The organism is Arcanobacterium haemolyticum DSM 20595 (assembly GCF_000092365.1).
Lineage (GTDB): Bacteria > Actinomycetota > Actinomycetes > Actinomycetales > Actinomycetaceae > Arcanobacterium > Arcanobacterium haemolyticum.
Genome location: NC_014218.1, coordinates 1,000,265 through 1,016,242, shown reverse-complemented (window position 1 = coordinate 1,016,242; position 15,978 = coordinate 1,000,265). Strand labels below are relative to the sequence as shown.

General features: G+C 52.6%; 11 protein-coding genes and 1 pseudogene. 11 read left to right on the top strand and 1 reads right to left on the bottom strand.

The annotated features are described in order from the left end of the window. Position 1: 1 nt before the first annotated feature. From coaE to ARCH_RS04530, 3 genes are all read left to right on the top strand, one after another. A complete protein-coding gene (gene coaE / locus ARCH_RS09350; RefSeq protein ID WP_013170114.1) occupies positions 2-847 on the top strand; it encodes a dephospho-CoA kinase in 846 nt (281 codons plus the stop codon). Positions 848-912: 65 nt separating this feature from the next. After that, positions 913-2,961, top strand: a complete 2,049-nt coding sequence (gene uvrB / locus ARCH_RS04535) for an excinuclease ABC subunit UvrB (protein WP_013170113.1) — start codon at positions 913-915, stop codon at positions 2,959-2,961. Between the two features lie 205 nt (positions 2,962-3,166). After that, entirely contained in the window at positions 3,167-4,153 is a 987-nt protein-coding gene (locus tag ARCH_RS04530; RefSeq protein ID WP_013170112.1) for a TerC/Alx family metal homeostasis membrane protein, read from the top strand. 230 nt (positions 4,154-4,383) lie between these two features. Here ARCH_RS04530 and ARCH_RS04525 read toward each other — a convergent pair whose 3' ends face one another. Further along, positions 4,384-4,662: a YciI family protein gene (locus tag ARCH_RS04525; RefSeq protein WP_013170111.1), complete on the bottom strand. Its 279-nt coding sequence runs from the start codon at positions 4,660-4,662 to the stop codon at positions 4,384-4,386. Positions 4,663-4,736: 74 nt separating this feature from the next. Here ARCH_RS04525 and uvrA point away from each other — a divergent pair, with 74 nt between their 5' ends. The 8 genes and pseudogenes from uvrA (at position 4,737) to tpiA (ending at position 15,877) form a co-directional block, all read left to right on the top strand. After that, positions 4,737-7,604: an excinuclease ABC subunit UvrA gene (gene uvrA, locus ARCH_RS04520; protein WP_041640843.1), complete on the top strand. Its 2,868-nt coding sequence runs from the start codon at positions 4,737-4,739 to the stop codon at positions 7,602-7,604. A gap of 2 nt (positions 7,605-7,606) precedes the next feature. Further along, positions 7,607-9,576 (top strand): annotated as a pseudogene (gene uvrC, locus ARCH_RS04515) (excinuclease ABC subunit UvrC). A 19-nt stretch (positions 9,577-9,595) separates the two neighbouring features. After that, positions 9,596-10,531 (top strand): RNase adapter RapZ, encoded by a 936-nt coding sequence (gene rapZ, locus ARCH_RS04510; RefSeq protein WP_013170109.1) that lies wholly within the window; start codon positions 9,596-9,598, stop codon positions 10,529-10,531. Then, entirely contained in the window at positions 10,528-11,499 is a 972-nt protein-coding gene (locus ARCH_RS04505; RefSeq protein WP_013170108.1) for a gluconeogenesis factor YvcK family protein, read from the top strand. Before rapZ ends, ARCH_RS04505 begins: the two co-directional genes overlap by 4 nt. 61 nt (positions 11,500-11,560) lie before the next feature. Continuing rightward, a complete protein-coding gene (whiA, locus tag ARCH_RS04500; RefSeq protein WP_013170107.1) occupies positions 11,561-12,553 on the top strand; it encodes a DNA-binding protein WhiA in 993 nt (330 codons plus the stop codon). A 217-nt stretch (positions 12,554-12,770) separates the two neighbouring features. Beyond that, positions 12,771-13,778 (top strand): type I glyceraldehyde-3-phosphate dehydrogenase, encoded by a 1,008-nt coding sequence (gene gap / locus ARCH_RS04495; RefSeq protein WP_013170106.1) that lies wholly within the window; start codon positions 12,771-12,773, stop codon positions 13,776-13,778. Between the two features lie 120 nt (positions 13,779-13,898). Continuing rightward, positions 13,899-15,092 carry a phosphoglycerate kinase gene (locus tag ARCH_RS04490; RefSeq protein WP_013170105.1) on the top strand — a complete coding sequence of 398 codons (1,194 nt, stop codon included), beginning with the start codon at positions 13,899-13,901 and terminating at the stop codon, positions 15,090-15,092. A 5-nt stretch (positions 15,093-15,097) separates the two neighbouring features. Beyond that, positions 15,098-15,877, top strand: a complete 780-nt coding sequence (gene tpiA, locus ARCH_RS04485; RefSeq protein ID WP_013170104.1) for a triose-phosphate isomerase — start codon at positions 15,098-15,100, stop codon at positions 15,875-15,877. The last annotated feature ends 101 nt before the right edge of the window (positions 15,878-15,978 follow it).

Below are 15,978 nucleotides of genomic sequence, written 5' to 3'. Positions count from 1 at the left end.
CATGCTCAAAATTGCTGTGACAGGTGGAATCGCATCCGGGAAGTCCACATTGACTCACGTGTTTGCTACGCGTGGAGCTGTTGTGATTGATGCTGACGTGGTTGCGCGTGATGTTGTTGCCCCTGGCACGAAAGCATTGGAACAAGTTGCGCGTACGTTTGGGCCTCGGGTGTTACGAGCAGACGGTTCTTTGGATCGTGGCGCGCTGGCGAATGTTGTGTTTACAAATCCTGCAGCTAGAGCGCAGTTGGAAGGCATTATCCATCCGCATATTGCGCGCGAGGTGGCAACTCGGCTCCGTACGGCGCACCCCAGCCAGATCGTAGTGTATGACGTTCCGTTGTTGGTGGGAAGCGCGAACCAGTTTGCGTTCATGGCAACGATTAATATTCACACTCCTGACGCTCAACGTGTTGAACGTATGATGACTAATCGTGCGATGACAGCACAGCAGGCTCGTAGCCGAATCGGTTCGCAACCGGGGGATATGGCGCGAAGTGCGATCTCCGACGTCGTCGTACATAATTCCTCCAACGAATCTGATTTCGTTGCGTGCGCGGAAGAACTGTGGGATTCGTGGGTGATCCCATACGATTGGGCGCTTAGCCAAGAACGGCCGAGTGAACCCGCACCAAAGTTGGATAGCGTAACGTTCCGGACTGATACGCATTTGCAGGCGACTAGGCTTCGTCACGCAGGGTGTGACGTCGTTGAAATTCAGGGGAACCACGTGCGATTACGTTCGAATCCTGGTGCAGATACGTTACTTGATGCCGGGTGGATTTTGAGCGGCGCGCGCCAGGCGATGAGCGCTAATCCAGCGCAACACTATACGCTCAGCTGGTAACGACGCCGGTGCGCTCGTAGCGATTGACACCAAACGTTGTGGGAGGCATTAGGTAGGCTATACCTATGCGTCCTGTTACTGATATTGTCCGCCAAGAAGCGCCCTTCGAAGTTATTTCTGAATACACCCCGTCTGGTGATCAGCCGGCTGCTATTAAAGAGCTTGCTGAACGAATCAACGCGGGTGAAAAAGATATCGTGCTGTTGGGTGCAACCGGTACAGGTAAATCGGCTACTACCGCATGGCTAATTGAGCAGATTCAACGGCCAACGCTCATCATTGAGCCCAATAAAACGTTGGCTGCTCAGATGGCGGCAGAATTCCGGGAGTTGTTGCCAAACAACGCCGTTGAATATTTCGTCTCTTATTACGATTACTATCAGCCAGAAGCCTACGTTCCGCAAACAGATACGTTTATTGAAAAAGATTCGTCTATCAATGATGAAGTGGAGCGCTTGCGCCATTCGGCTACTAATTCGCTGATAACCCGGCGCGATACGGTTGTGGTGGCGTCCGTATCATGCATCTACGGCCTGGGAACTCCGCAAGAATATGTGGATCGTATGGTTGACGTTCATGTGGGCCAAGAACTGGAACGGGATGCGCTCTTGAAACAGTTCGTCACCATGCAATACACACGTAACGATATGGCGTTTACTCGTGGTACGTTCCGCGTGCGTGGCGATACAGTAGAAATCATTCCTGTGTACGAAGAACTGGCCATCCGAATTGAGTTCTTTGGAGATGAGATTGATTCGATCGCACTCCTACATCCACTTACTGGAAATGTGGTGCGGCAGGTGGATCACGCCTATATTTTCCCGGCATCGCACTATGTTGCTGGTGAAGAGCGTATGAACAGCGCGATTGCGTCTATTGAAGATGAGCTACGGGATCGTCTGGGGGAGTTGCGAGAACAAAACAAGTTACTGGAGGCGCAGCGGCTTGAGATGCGCACAACATACGATCTGGAAATGATGCGTAATCTGGGATCATGTTCCGGCATTGAAAACTATTCACGGCACATTGATGGTCGAGGGCCAGGCACACCACCGAACACACTACTGGATTATTTCCCAGAAGATTTTGTGCTGATTATTGACGAATCGCACGTCACAGTACCGCAAATTGGTGCTATGTATGAAGGGGACATGTCCCGGAAACGCACTCTTGTTGAATTCGGATTCCGGCTTCCGTCCGCCATGGATAACCGGCCACTGAAGTTCGCTGAATTCCTTGAACGAATCGGGCAAACAGTTTATCTTTCGGCAACTCCAGGAAAGTATGAAATGGAATTGTCTGATGGATATGTGGAGCAGATTATTCGCCCAACTGGCCTAGTGGATCCAGAAATCATTGTGAAGCCAACAAAGGGCCAGATTGATGACCTTCTAGAACAGGTACGCATCCGCACTGAACGCGATGAACGCGTACTGATTACAACATTGACGAAGAAGATGGCGGAAGATCTTACTGATTACTTCGCCGAACGCGGCGTAAAGGTGGAATATCTCCATTCAGACGTGGATACGTTGCGCCGTGTTGAGCTCCTTCGCGAACTGCGGTTGGGGAAGTTCGATGTGCTCGTAGGTATCAACCTGTTGCGCGAAGGCTTGGATCTGCCAGAAGTGTCCTTGGTGGCGATTCTTGATGCCGATAAGCAAGGCTTCTTGCGGTCAACAACATCGTTGATCCAGACCATCGGCCGTGCTGCCCGTAACGTTTCCGGTCAGGTTCACATGTACGCTGATTCGATTACCCCTAACATGAAGGAGGCGATTGACGAAACGAACCGCCGTCGTGAAAAACAACTTGCCTACAACGAAAAGCACGGTATCGATCCGAAGCCGTTGCGAAAGAAAATCGCGGATGTTACCGATATGTTGGTGCGCGAAGATATCGATACAGACGAACTGTTGAAGGGCGGGTATCGCAAGGAAAAGAGCGTCAAAGATCGGCTCCCTGCCGATGGCCACGAAATCGAACTGTTACTGGTGGAACTCCAAGAACAGATGCGTGTGGCCGCCGAACATCTCCAATTCGAACTCGCGGCACGGCTCCGTGACGAAATCAACGATGTGAAACGGGAATTGCGAGCAATCAAGCAGGCATAACAGCGTGATAAACTTGAGCAAGCGAAGGGGAGTATTCCCATGAAACATCGGTTCGTCATCGCGGCGTAACAGCCCGGGCCGAGGCCACCACTCTCACTACTGAGATGGCGGGAAGAGACCTTCGGTCTTGTTCTGTACCGAAAGGCTAACTTTGCTTACCTCATTATTTTCTGTTGCGTCTTCTCCAGCAGCCTCTGATCCATCGATGATTGTTGAATCGTGGGAATGGCTTGTTCTCGGGATCGCAGTTATTGCACTTATCCTGTTCGATCTGTTTGGGCACGTGCGCAAAGCTCACGAACCTACGATCGGTGAAGCTTCACGATGGACTGCCGTGTACATCTCCCTTGCCGTACTCTTCGGAATCTCCACGTACTTCCGGCATGGTGGACGATTTGCTACCGAATTCTTTGCCGGCTATATCACCGAATATTCGCTCTCGCTGGATAACATTTTCGTTTTTATCATTATCATCGCGGCCTTCAAAGTTCCTCGTAAATTCCAGCAGAAAGTGCTGATGTGGGGAATTATTATCGCATTGGTGCTGCGGTTCATTTTCATCATGATCGGTGCAGCGCTGGTTGAACAGTTCGTGTGGGTATTCTTCGCGTTTGGTATCTGGATGATTTACACAGCAGCCAAGCAGATCCTCGATGGTTTGAAGGAATCCCGTGACCGTAGGAACGGTGTTGAAGAAGAGGACGAATACCAGCCAACGGCTATGACTCGTTTTATTTCACGCGTGTTCCCAGTTACTGCAGGTTTTGTGGGGGATAAGCTCTTCCACCGCGCATCTGGTAAAACCTTCCTCACCCCGTTGATGATTTGTATCGTCTCCATCGGCACCATCGATTTGCTGTTCGCTCTTGATTCGATTCCGGCAATCTTTGGTTTGACTAAGGAACCGTTCATCGTGTTCGCATCCAACGCGTTTGCGTTGCTGGGCCTGCGCCAGCTGTTCTTCCTGGTGGATGGCTTGCTTGATCGTCTCATCTACTTGCACTACGGTTTGGCGGCCATCCTTGGTTTCATCGGTTTGAAGCTTCTGCTCCACGCCTTCCACGGATACGGTATGCTCACCGCAATCACTGAACCAACGCCAGGCGTGTCGGTAGGCATCATCCTAGGCATCATTATTGTGACTGTGGTGGCCTCCATTATTGGGGCGCGCAAACTTCGGGCTGAACAATAAGGCTAATCAACGGCGTTGGGGCAGGAAAATTCCTGCATACAGACGGCGGCCGTGATTATTTCCGAAATGGCGGCATATATTGCCGCCATTTCGGCTATAGTCAGCACATTACCAAAACGTAGGTTCGTAGCGTGAGGATTCGTAACATGAGTAGCACGATCTGGGCTAAGCCGATCGATCCGAAATAAAGGGCAAGAATAATCCCGATAATCAGCGGATCTTTGCGCACGTCACGCCCACGGGCCGTAAATAACAGTCCACTTGGCGACGTCAATATCGGAAATCACTCCGGCTTCATTGAACGGATCGCGAACAAGAAGTTCGCGGGCGCCTTCGGCGGATTCAGCTTCGACGACGATGAGTGCGCGCCCGCCGTCCAAAGGACCGGATGCCTTCAAAGCGCCTGTATCAAAGAGAGACTTGAGAAACTCGCGGTGGTGTGGACGGACCTCGGCGGTGAGATCTGCTTGAGCCTGATCGTATGTGTAAATAACTGCATATGTATCCATGTGCACTATCTTACGTTGTGCTGAAGGAAAACTGGCGTGGAAACGTGTCGGAGGTGATCGGTAAGATCGGAAGCGTGCATGATTCAATCCATATTCAAGGTGCTCGCGAGCATAACCTCCGCAACGTAACGCTCGATATTCCACGGGACAAGATGGTTGTCTTTACTGGCTTATCGGGGTCTGGTAAATCGTCATTGGCGTTCGATACGATCTTCGCAGAAGGCCAGCGGCGCTACGTCGAATCTCTATCCTCCTATGCCCGGCAGTTCTTGGGGCAGATGGATAAGCCGGCTGTTGATTTTATCGAAGGCTTATCACCGGCTGTGTCGATCGATCAGAAATCGACGAACCGGAACCCTCGTTCAACGGTCGGCACGATTACTGAAGTGTATGACTACCTGCGTTTGCTCTATGCTCGCGCGGGCACGCAGTATTGCCCGGAATGTGGTGCGCTGATTGAAGCGCAATCGGCCGAACAGATTGTGAACCGGCTACTTGAGGAAGAAGATGGTACGCGTATCCATATTCTTGCTCCGGTGATTCGTGGGCGTAAAGGCGAACACCTTGAACTGCTGAAACAACTACAAACTGATGGTTATTCGCGTGCTCGTATCGATGGTACCGTGTATCGTTTGGATGAAGCGCCGGCATTGGCCAAAACGTATAAGCACGATATTGACGTGGTTGTGGATCGGTTGGCGATTCGCGAAGGGATTGCTTCCCGCCTGAACGATTCGATTGAAAATGCCCTTCGGCTTTCGAAGGGCGTGGCTGTGATCGAATATGTTGATCGTGATCAGGATGATCCGGATCGTGAGCGCCGTTTTTCGGAGCATCGTTCTTGTCCGAACGATCACCCGCTCGAACTTGAGGAAATTGAACCTCGCACGTTCTCGTTTAACGCGCCGTATGGCGCCTGCCCAGAATGCGATGGCATCGGATTCAAACTCCAGGTAGATCCGGATCTGGTTATCCCGGATGAAGATTTGACAATTGAAGATGGGGCAGTGTTGCCGTGGTCTGTGACTGCATCGGCTACCGCGCGCGATTATCACCTGCGTCAGTTGTCTAGTTTGGCAGAGGAGATGGATTTCGATCTGTCTACACCGTGGAAGAAACTTCCAAAGGCTGTTAAAGATGCGATTTTGCGTGGCCGTGATTTCAAAGTGAAGATGAAGTACCGCAACCGGTGGGGCCGTGAAAAAGTGTACTCATCTGGTTTTGAAGGTGTACTGAATTTCGTGAAGCGCAAGCATGATGAAACAGAATCTGACTGGTCTAAAGATCGGTATGCAGGATTTATGCGGGAAGTCGCCTGTTCAGAATGTGGTGGTGCTCGTTTGCGGCCAGAAGTCTTGGCTGTTCGAGTAGGAAAACTCAACATTGCTGAATTGACCGATCTTCCTATCGGTGAAGCACTTGACTACGTGACGCACATCGATTTGGACGAGCGCTCCAAGAAGATCGCAGAACAAGTGTTGCGCGAAGTCGTGGAGCGTTTGACCTTCCTTGTATCCGTTGGCCTTGATTACCTCACGCTTTCGCGTGCTGCTGGTACTCTTTCTGGCGGTGAAGCGCAGCGTATTCGCCTTGCTACCCAGATCGGTTCTGGCCTTGTTGGCGTGCTGTATGTGTTGGATGAGCCATCGATCGGATTGCACCAGCGCGATAACGAAAAGCTTCTTGAAGCACTCACCCGGTTGCGCGATTTGGGCAACACGTTGATTGTGGTAGAACACGATGAGGATACGATCCGGCAGGCCGATTGGCTTGTAGATATCGGGCCAGGCGCTGGCGAACACGGTGGAGAAATCGTCTTCTCTGGCGAACCTGCCAAGATTAGCCAGGCCAACCGTTCCATTACCGGCGATTACCTCACCGGTAAGCGTGCGATCACTGTGCCAACCGAACGCCGCAAAATTGATAAGAAAAAGCACATCACTGTGAGCGGAGCACAGGAAAACAACCTGCAAAACGTCACCGTGAAATTCCCGATTGGCGTATTTACAGCTGTTACTGGCGTATCTGGTTCTGGAAAATCGTCGCTTGTGAACACGATCCTCTACAAAGTCTTGGCAAACGAACTCAATAGAGCGCGTTCGCTACCCGGCAAGCATAAGAAAGTCACCGGGCTTGAAGAACTAGACAAAGTGGTCCACGTGGATCAGTCACCTATTGGGCGTTCACCACGGTCTAACCCGGCAACCTACACCGGAATGTGGGATCCGATCCGCAAGCTCTTCGCTGAAACCCAAGAAGCGAAGGTTCGCGGCTATGGGCCTGGCCGTTTTTCGTTCAATGTTAAAGGTGGCCGTTGTGAAGCGTGTTCTGGCGATGGCACGCTGAAGATCGAGATGAACTTCTTACCAGACGTGTATGTTCCGTGCGAAGTGTGCCATGGGGCGCGCTATAACAGGGAAACTCTCCAAGTTCATTACAAGGGGAAGAATGTGGCTGAAGTGTTGGATATGACCATCACTGAGGCGCGTGAATTCTTTGGCAACGTTAACCGTATTGCCAAATACCTTGAGATGCTTGAACTCGTTGGCCTTGGGTATGTGCGATTAGGGCAGCCAGCAACCACGCTTTCTGGTGGCGAAGCCCAGCGCGTCAAACTAGCATCCGAACTGCACCGCCGCTCCACCGGCCGTACCGTGTACGTTCTTGACGAACCAACAACCGGCCTCCACTTTGAAGACGTTCGTAAACTGCTTGGCGTTCTCCAATCGCTCACAGATAAGGGCAATACGGTTATCGTTATTGAACATAATCTAGACGTAATTAAATCAGCCGATTGGGTGATCGATCTGGGCCCAGAAGGTGGCCGTGGAGGCGGCCTGGTGATTGCCGAAGGCACACCAGAAACCGTGGCTAAGGTGGAAGAATCACACACAGGCCGATTCCTGAAGCCTCTTCTTCAAGCAGCAAGAACCGTGGCGTAAGCATGGCCGATCCGCAAAGTTATCGCCCAACGGACATCCCCACTAACCCGGGGGTGTACCGGTTTATTGACGACGAAGGCAGAGTCATCTACGTCGGCAAAGCGTCATCCTTGCGAAACCGCCTATCCAACTATTTCCAAGATCCAGCCCAACTCCACCCACGCACACGGGCGATGGTTTTTACCGCCGTCAACGTGCAGTGGGTGGTTGTTGGATCGGAAATTGAAGCCCTCACGCTTGAATACGCCTGGATTAAAGAATTCGCTCCGCGTTTTAACGTGATGTATCGGGATGATAAATCGTACCCGTACCTCACCGTTACAATGAGCGAAAAATATCCGCGCGTGCTCGTCACCCGTAATGCTCACCGCAAAGCAGATAAGTATTACGGCCCGTACACGAAAGTGTGGGCCGTACGCGAAGCGCTCGATCTTTTGCTACGAGTCTTCCCCATGCGTTCATGTACCAAAGGCGTGTTCAATTCAGCCCAACGCACTGGCCGGCCATGCTTGAACGGCTACATTGATAAATGTGCAGCGCCGTGTATCGGCCGAGTCACCGAAGAAGAACACCGCCAGATCGCCCGCGATATGATCGCATTCTTGGATGGTTCTGGCGAAAAACTCATCAAAGAAAAACAGCCCAGATGATGGAGGCTGCCGCCGATCAAGATTTTGAACGCGCAGCTCGCCTTCGTGATGATGTGGCAGCCTTGACAACCGTTGCCGAACGAAACACGGTGGTGCTTGATCGCGATATTGATGCCGATATTTTCGGCCTCGAATTCGATGAACTGGAAGCATCCGTGCAGGTGTTTTTCGTGCGTGGCGGGCGCATCCGTGGCCAACGCGGCTGGGTTACCACCGTTGAAGGTCTTGGAGAAGCCGATCTGCTCAACCAGCTTCTTCTGCAAGTTTACGGTGGGTATGCACCCACGTCGTCGCCGAAAAAACTTAGCAACGCAAGGTCAATTGACGACGTCGAACACACGGCAACCGACGCAATCCCGCGGGAAATCTGGGTTCCGTCCGAACCTGCGGAACGCGAAACGCTGGAAGAATGGCTTGGGAACCTGCGCGGTGGAAGCGTCAAAATTCGCACTCCGCAACGCGGAGCGAAAGCACAACTGGCCCAAACCGTGCATACGAACGCGGTCCAAGCGCTCCAACGCCACAAAATCCAGCGTGCCGGCGATATTACGGAACGTTCGCAGGCACTCGAAGAATTGCGTGACGGGCTCGGGCTGGAACGTGCGCCACTGCGAATCGAATGCTACGACGTCTCGCATACGCAAGGCACCCACCAGGTGGCATCGATGGTTGTGTTCGAAGATGCTCTTGCGAAAAAATCGGACTATCGGCACTTTATCGTCCGTGGGCCAGACGGCCAGGGAGCCCGTGACGATACCGCGGCCATGGACGAAGTCTTGCGCCGCCGCCTCGCACGCCTTCAATCGGGCGCCGCGGCAGATGATGCCTCCGATGACGAACCAATCGAAACCCCAGATCCCAACGCAACCCAGCCACGGAAATTCGCCTACACCCCGGATCTGATCGTGGTTGATGGTGGCCTGCCACAAGTAAACGCGGCTCAACGCGTGATTAATGACATGGGCGCAAACCTCATGGTGATCGGGCTGGCAAAGCGGCTCGAAGAAATCTGGGTCCCAGGGGAGGAGTTCCCAGTGATCCTCTCGCGTTCGTCCCCAGCGCTTCGGCTGCTGCAATATGTGCGCGACGAATCGCACCGATTCGCCATCACGTTCCACCGGAAGAAACGCAGCAAGGCGATGACTCGCTCTGCACTCGACGACGTGCCAGGGCTCGGCCCGGCAAAACAAAAAGCGCTCCTCAAACACTTCGGATCGCTCGCAAAAATCAAGGCGGCTACGTATGATGAGCTTCTTGCGGCACCCGGAATCGGGCCCGCGTTGGCGAGGGCTCTACAAACGCAGTTAGCCACCACCCCATAAAATTTGGCAAGATAGTGATATGGACAACATTAACGATACAGCTAACATTCCGCTCGGCGTGGTGATCGATGATGTCACCGCCGCACTCCCAACCCCAGATATTCCAGAGATCCTTATTATTACTGGTATGTCAGGGGCCGGGCGTTCACGTGCTGCGGCGACTTTGGAAGACTTGGGATGGTATGTGGTTGATAATTTGCCGCCGCGGTTGCTCTCCGCGTTGGCGGGGTTGGTGACGCCAACATCGGGTGTGCGCCGTTTGGCTGCCGTTGTGGACGTGCGTTCCCGCGAGTTTTTCCGGGAGCTTGAAGGAATCATAGAATCGTTGCAGGGGCATTCGGTGGATTACCGGATCCTGTTTTTGGATGCATCCGATCAAGTGCTTGTGCAACGGTATGAATCGGTGCGCCGCCCGCATCCGTTGCAAGGTGATGGCCGGTTGCTTGATGGGATTGCGCAGGAGCGGGAGATTTTGGCTCCGTTGCGGCGCCGTGCCGATATGCTGATTGATACATCCGATTTATCCGTTCATGATTTGTCGCGGCAGGTACGCAAATTGGTTGCAACGTCTACGGAATCTGATGTCCATGTGACAGTGATGAGTTTCGGGTTTAAGTATGGACTGCCGATGGATGCGGATCACGTTGCCGACGTTCGTTTCTTGCCAAATCCATATTGGGTAACCGAACTTCGAAACCTCACCGGCCGCGATGCTCCCGTGCGCGATTTCGTGTTAGGGATCAACGGTGCTCGCGAATTCGCTACGAAGTACGTTGACTTGATTCATCCGATTTTGGATGGTTACGTTCGTGAGCTGAAACCGTACGTCACGATTGCGATTGGGTGTACAGGCGGTAAGCATCGTTCTGTTGCCATGACTGAGTTTGTTTCTGAACAGTTGCGCGCACTCGGTCATTCTGTGCGCACGTTGCACCGTGATTTAGGACGTGAATGATGGCCGAAAGGCGAGATTTTGGGGCGCGTGGCCCTCACGTTGTGGCGTTGGGTGGCGGGCATGGTTTGTACGCGTCGCTTTCAGCGTTGCGTATTTTGACACCTCACCTTACTGCGGTGGTAACAGTAGCCGACGACGGCGGTTCCTCCGGTCGTATCCGGCAGGAAATGGACGTATTGCCACCTGGCGATTTACGAATGGCGCTGGCTGCGTTATGTGACGACGGCGATTGGGGCCAAACCTGGCGGGATGTCCTGCAATACCGTTTTTCTTCAACGGGGCCACTGGATGGGCACGCCGTCGGCAACCTGCTCATTGTTGCCACCTGGCATCTGTTGAATGATGAACTTGACGGGTTGGATCTTGTCGGGCGATTACTTGGGATTCGTGGCCGCGTGGTGCCGATGGCTCAAATCCCGTTGCAGATTGAGGCCGATGTTCGCAAGAAGAGCGGGGAACTGACGACCGTGTGCGGCCAAGTTGCTGTAGCAAAATGCCGTGGGCAGGTGGAACGAGTAGGAATTATTCCTTCCGAACCGCCAGCGCATCCGGCTGCCGTGTCTGCGATTGACGATGCTGATTGGGTTATTTTCGGGCCAGGTTCGTGGTACACCTCGATCGTTCCGCATCTGCTAATTCCACAATTGCGTCAAGCGTTGGTTGCGACTTCTGCGCGGAGGGCATTAGTTATCAATTTGGTGCCAGATGACGAAACAATGAGTGCTACGCCTGCGGAACTGATCGACGCCTTTCATAAGCATGCGCCAGATGTGCGCATTGATGCGATCGTTATCGATAGCTCGGCCAACCTAGCCGATCCACAACTGGCAGAAGCAGCGAAACGTGTGGGCGCCGTCGTCGTCGATTATCACGTGGCACAGCGTGCCAACCCAGCGCAACACGATCCTCTTTTCTTAGCCGCCGCGTTTCGTGAAGTTTTCGATAATCTTTCATTGCAATCGGCGTAATACATACCCAAACTTGTAGTATCAAATCACTCGCCGAGTCATATCTGCTTAAGGAGTCCAGATGCCAGCATTGACAACATCTGTGAAGGACGAAATCTGTCACGTTTACCCACATAACCTTTCGTCGATGGTTGCGGAGCTGTCGAGCATGTTCCGATTTGCTGGCGGACTCCACATCAACGGCGGGATCATCTCTCTACAAGCAGAGCTGACTCACCTTGGCGCCACCCATCACTTAGCGGAATTAGTGCGGAAAGTTTATTCTGTGGAAGCTGAGATCGTTGCTATCAGTAATTCGATGCGGCAAGGAAACATGTATCTTCTGCGAGTGGTAAAAGATGGAGAACGCATCGCTAAACGTGCCGGTATTTTAGATCCACGCGGGCGGCCGATTCGCGGGTTAGCGCCACAGATCGTAGGCGGCACAAAAGCTGATGCTGCTGCTGCGTGGCGTGGTGCTTTCTTGGCACGTGGATCTTTGCTTGAACCTGGGCGCAATGCGGCTCTAGAAATTACATGCCCGTCAATGGAAGCGGCGTATGCAATTGGCGGTTTGGCGCGGAGGCTCGATGTGTCATATCGAGCACGGGAATCGCGTGGCTCTATTCGGGTAGATATCCGTGAAGGCGATGGAATTGCGGCGATGCTTGCTCGGATTGGGGCGCACGATGCTGTGCTCACATGGGAAGATCTCCGTACTGAACGAGAAGTGCATGGCCAAGCTAATAGGCTTGCCAACTTTGACGATGCCAATATGCGCAGAAGCGCCGATGCGGCGGTTGTTGCTGTTATTCGAGTGAAGCGAGCATTCGATATCCTCGGCGATGATATTCCAGAAAATTTGCGCCAGGCTGGAGAATTTAGAATTAAGTATCCGGATGATTCGCTTAATTTACTAGGGGAGAGGCTTACTCCGCCGGCTACAAAGGATGCTGTTGCAGGGCGTTTGCGCCGGCTGAACACGATGGCCGATAAGCGGGCAGCTGAACTTGGCATTGCCACCACGATGGACGCGGTTGACCAACATATAGGTGTATCTGAGCGCACAATCTAGACCGGGCCCAAGGTCACTGAAAACTAGAAAATATTGGCAATTTGCGCAACTAATTTCACCTAGGCGCGAAGTTACCTAGACAGCACCGTAGGGGTAGCGAGTAGAATGGAGCACGGATCGAACGTTAAGGCGCGTCGTGTCTTACGTTCGTGAGTCAGCGGGTAGAACTCGCTGAGAAATTTACGATGTGCACCCAGATGCACAAGGAGGATACGCAGTGACTATTCGCGTTGCTATTAACGGTTTTGGCCGTATCGGTCGTAACTTCATTCGCGCTGCCTACGAAAAGGGCGCCGGCTTCGAAGTTGTTGCAGTTAACGATTTGACCGACAACAAGACCCTCGCACACCTGCTCAAGCACGATTCGATCCTCGGCAAGTGGGATCACGAAGTTTCTTACGATGATGACGCCATCATCGTTGACGGTCGTGAGATCAAGGCTTTCGCAGAGCGTAACCCAGCCGATCTCCCATGGGGCGATCTTGGCATTGACATCGTTGTCGAGTCCACTGGTTTCTTCACCGACGCAACCAAGGCTAAGGCACACATTGAAGCTGGCGCAAAGAAGGTCATCATCTCCGCTCCAGCAAAGAACGAAGATGCAACCTTCGTTGTTGGTGTGAACCACGAAGATTACGATGCAGAAAAGCACAACATTATCTCCAACGCTTCTTGCACCACCAACTGCTTGGCTCCAGTTGCCAAGGTTCTTCAGGAGAAGTTCGGTATTATCAAGGGCCTCATGACCACCGTTCACGCTTACACCGGTGATCAGAAGATTCTTGACGCCCCACACGGTGATCTCCGTCGTGCACGCGCTGCCGCAATCAACATCGTTCCAACCAAGACCGGTGCTGCAGCAGCTGTTGCTCTCGTTCTCCCAGAACTCAAGGGCAAGTTCGATGGTTTCGCAATGCGCGTTCCAGTCCCAACCGGCTCCGCAGTTGATTTGACCTTCGAATCTGCTAAGGCTGATGTCACCGTTGAAGAAATCAACGCTGCAATCAAGGAAGCTGCTGAAGGCGAACTCAAGGGCGTTCTCGCATACTCCGAAGAACCATTGGTTTCCACCGACATCGTCACCGATCCACATTCCTCGATCTTCGATGCAGGTCTCACCAAGGTTATCGACGGCCAGGTTAAGATCATCTCTTGGTACGACAACGAATGGGGCTACTCCAACCGCCTCGTTGACCTCACCGATCTCGTTGCTTCCAAGTTCTGATTTTTAATCACGAACAGGTTTGAGTAATGACTCGCGGGCCCGGGCATGCGTCAGCGTGCCCGGGCCTTCTGGTTAGATTTCGGTACCAAAGATGGTGCCATCCACATATGAAGGACTTTTATGAGGACTATTGAAACGCTCGGCGATCTTGCCGGCAAGAAGGTTTTTGTTCGTTCGGACTTCAACGTTCCGCTCGATGCTGAAAAGAACATCACAGATGATGGCCGTATTAAGGCTGCTCTTCCAACTATCACCCGTCTGGTTGATGCAGGTGCTCGCGTTATCGTGGCAGCTCACCTTGGCCGCCCAAAGGGTCAGGTTAACTCTGACTTCTCTTTGGCTCCAGTAGCAAAGCGTCTTGGCGAACTTCTTGGCAAGGATGTTGTTCTTGCTTCTGACACGATTGGCGAAGGCGCACACGCTGCTACCGCAGATATGGCTGACGGTGACGTCGTCTTACTCGAAAACGTTCGTTTCGATCCTCGTGAATCTTCCAAGGTCGATGCTGAACGCGAAGAACTCGCAGCCGAGTACGCTAAGTTAGCTGATGCTTTCGTGTCTGATGGCTTCGGTGTTGTCCACCGCAAGCAGGCATCGGTCTACGATATTGCTAAGGTTTTGCCATCCGCAGCAGGTGAACTAGTGTTCAAGGAAATCGATTCCCTTTCTAAGGCAACTGCAAACCCAGAGCGCCCATACACCGTTATCCTTGGTGGTGCTAAGGTTTCCGATAAGCTCGGTGTTATCGCCAACCTCCTTGAAAAGGCTGATCGCCTTATCATTGGTGGCGGTATGGCCTTCACATTCCTCAAGGCTAAGGGCTACGAAGTAGGCTCTTCTCTTCTCGAAGAAGATCAGGTTGAAACTGCACAGTCTTTCATTGAAAAGGCTGCAGAAAAGGGCGTTGAGTTCCTGCTTCCAATCGATACCGTTGTAGCTTCTGAATTTAAGGCTGATTCACCTGCTGAAGTTGTTGCAGCAGACGCCATGCCAGCAGGCAAGATGGGTCTTGATATTGGTCCAAAGACCTCCGAACTCTTCGCACAGGCAATCGCTTCTTCGAAGACCATCGCATGGAACGGCCCAATGGGCGTGTTCGAATTCGATGCGTTCGCTAACGGTACAAAGGCTGTTGCTGCTGCACTCGAATCTGCTGACGGATTCACCATCGTTGGCGGCGGCGATTCCGCTGCCGCTGTTCGTCTCCTCGGTTTCGATGAGACAAAGTTTGACCACATTTCTACCGGTGGTGGCGCTTCCCTCGAATACCTCGAGGGCAAGGAGCTCCCAGGTATCGCAGTTCTGGAGGACTGATAATCATGGCACGTACCCCAATTATGGCTGGCAACTGGAAGATGAACCTCGATCACCTCGAGGCCACCGCTCTTGTCCAGAAGCTAGGTTGGACCCTCAACGATCTCAAGCACGATTTCTCTGCAGTTGAGTGTGTTGTTGTTCCACCATTCACAGACATCCGTTCTGTCCAGACTCTGGTTGATTCTGAAGACTTCAAGATCACCTACGGCGCACAGGATGTTTCTATCAACGATGAGGGCGCATTCACCGGCGAAATCTCCACCGGCATGCTCACCAAGCTTGGCGTCACCTACGTTGTTGTTGGACACTCTGAGCGCCGTGAATACCACGGCGAAACCAACGAACTGATTGGCAAGAAGGCCAAGAAGGTTCTGGATGCTGGCATGACCCCAATCGTCTGCTGTGGTGAAGCACTGGAGATCCGCAAGGAAGGTACTCACGTTGAGTACGTTCTGGGCCAGATCGCTGCTATGTTCGCTGATCTTTCCGCAGAAGAAGTTGCAAAGCTCGTTATTGCTTACGAACCAATCTGGGCAATCGGCACCGGCGAAGTTGCAACCCCAGCTGACGCCCAGGAAGTTTGTGGCGCTATCCGTGGCAAGATCGCTGAGATGTTCGACGCCCCAACTGCTGAAGCAGTTCGCATTCAGTACGGTGGCTCCGTTAAGTCCTCGAACGTTGTTGAGATCATGGCACAGCCAGATGTTGATGGTGCACTCGTTGGCGGCGCATCCCTCAAAGCTGAAGAGTTTGCAAAGATCGTAACTTTCCAGCAGGCATGAGCATAGCCCATTCTGTGTAAAACGCAGTAGGGTGACGAAATGCGCGGGTGAGAGGTTTCCTCTTACCCGCGCATTCTTGTATGCTTAGGTGAGGTACGTTT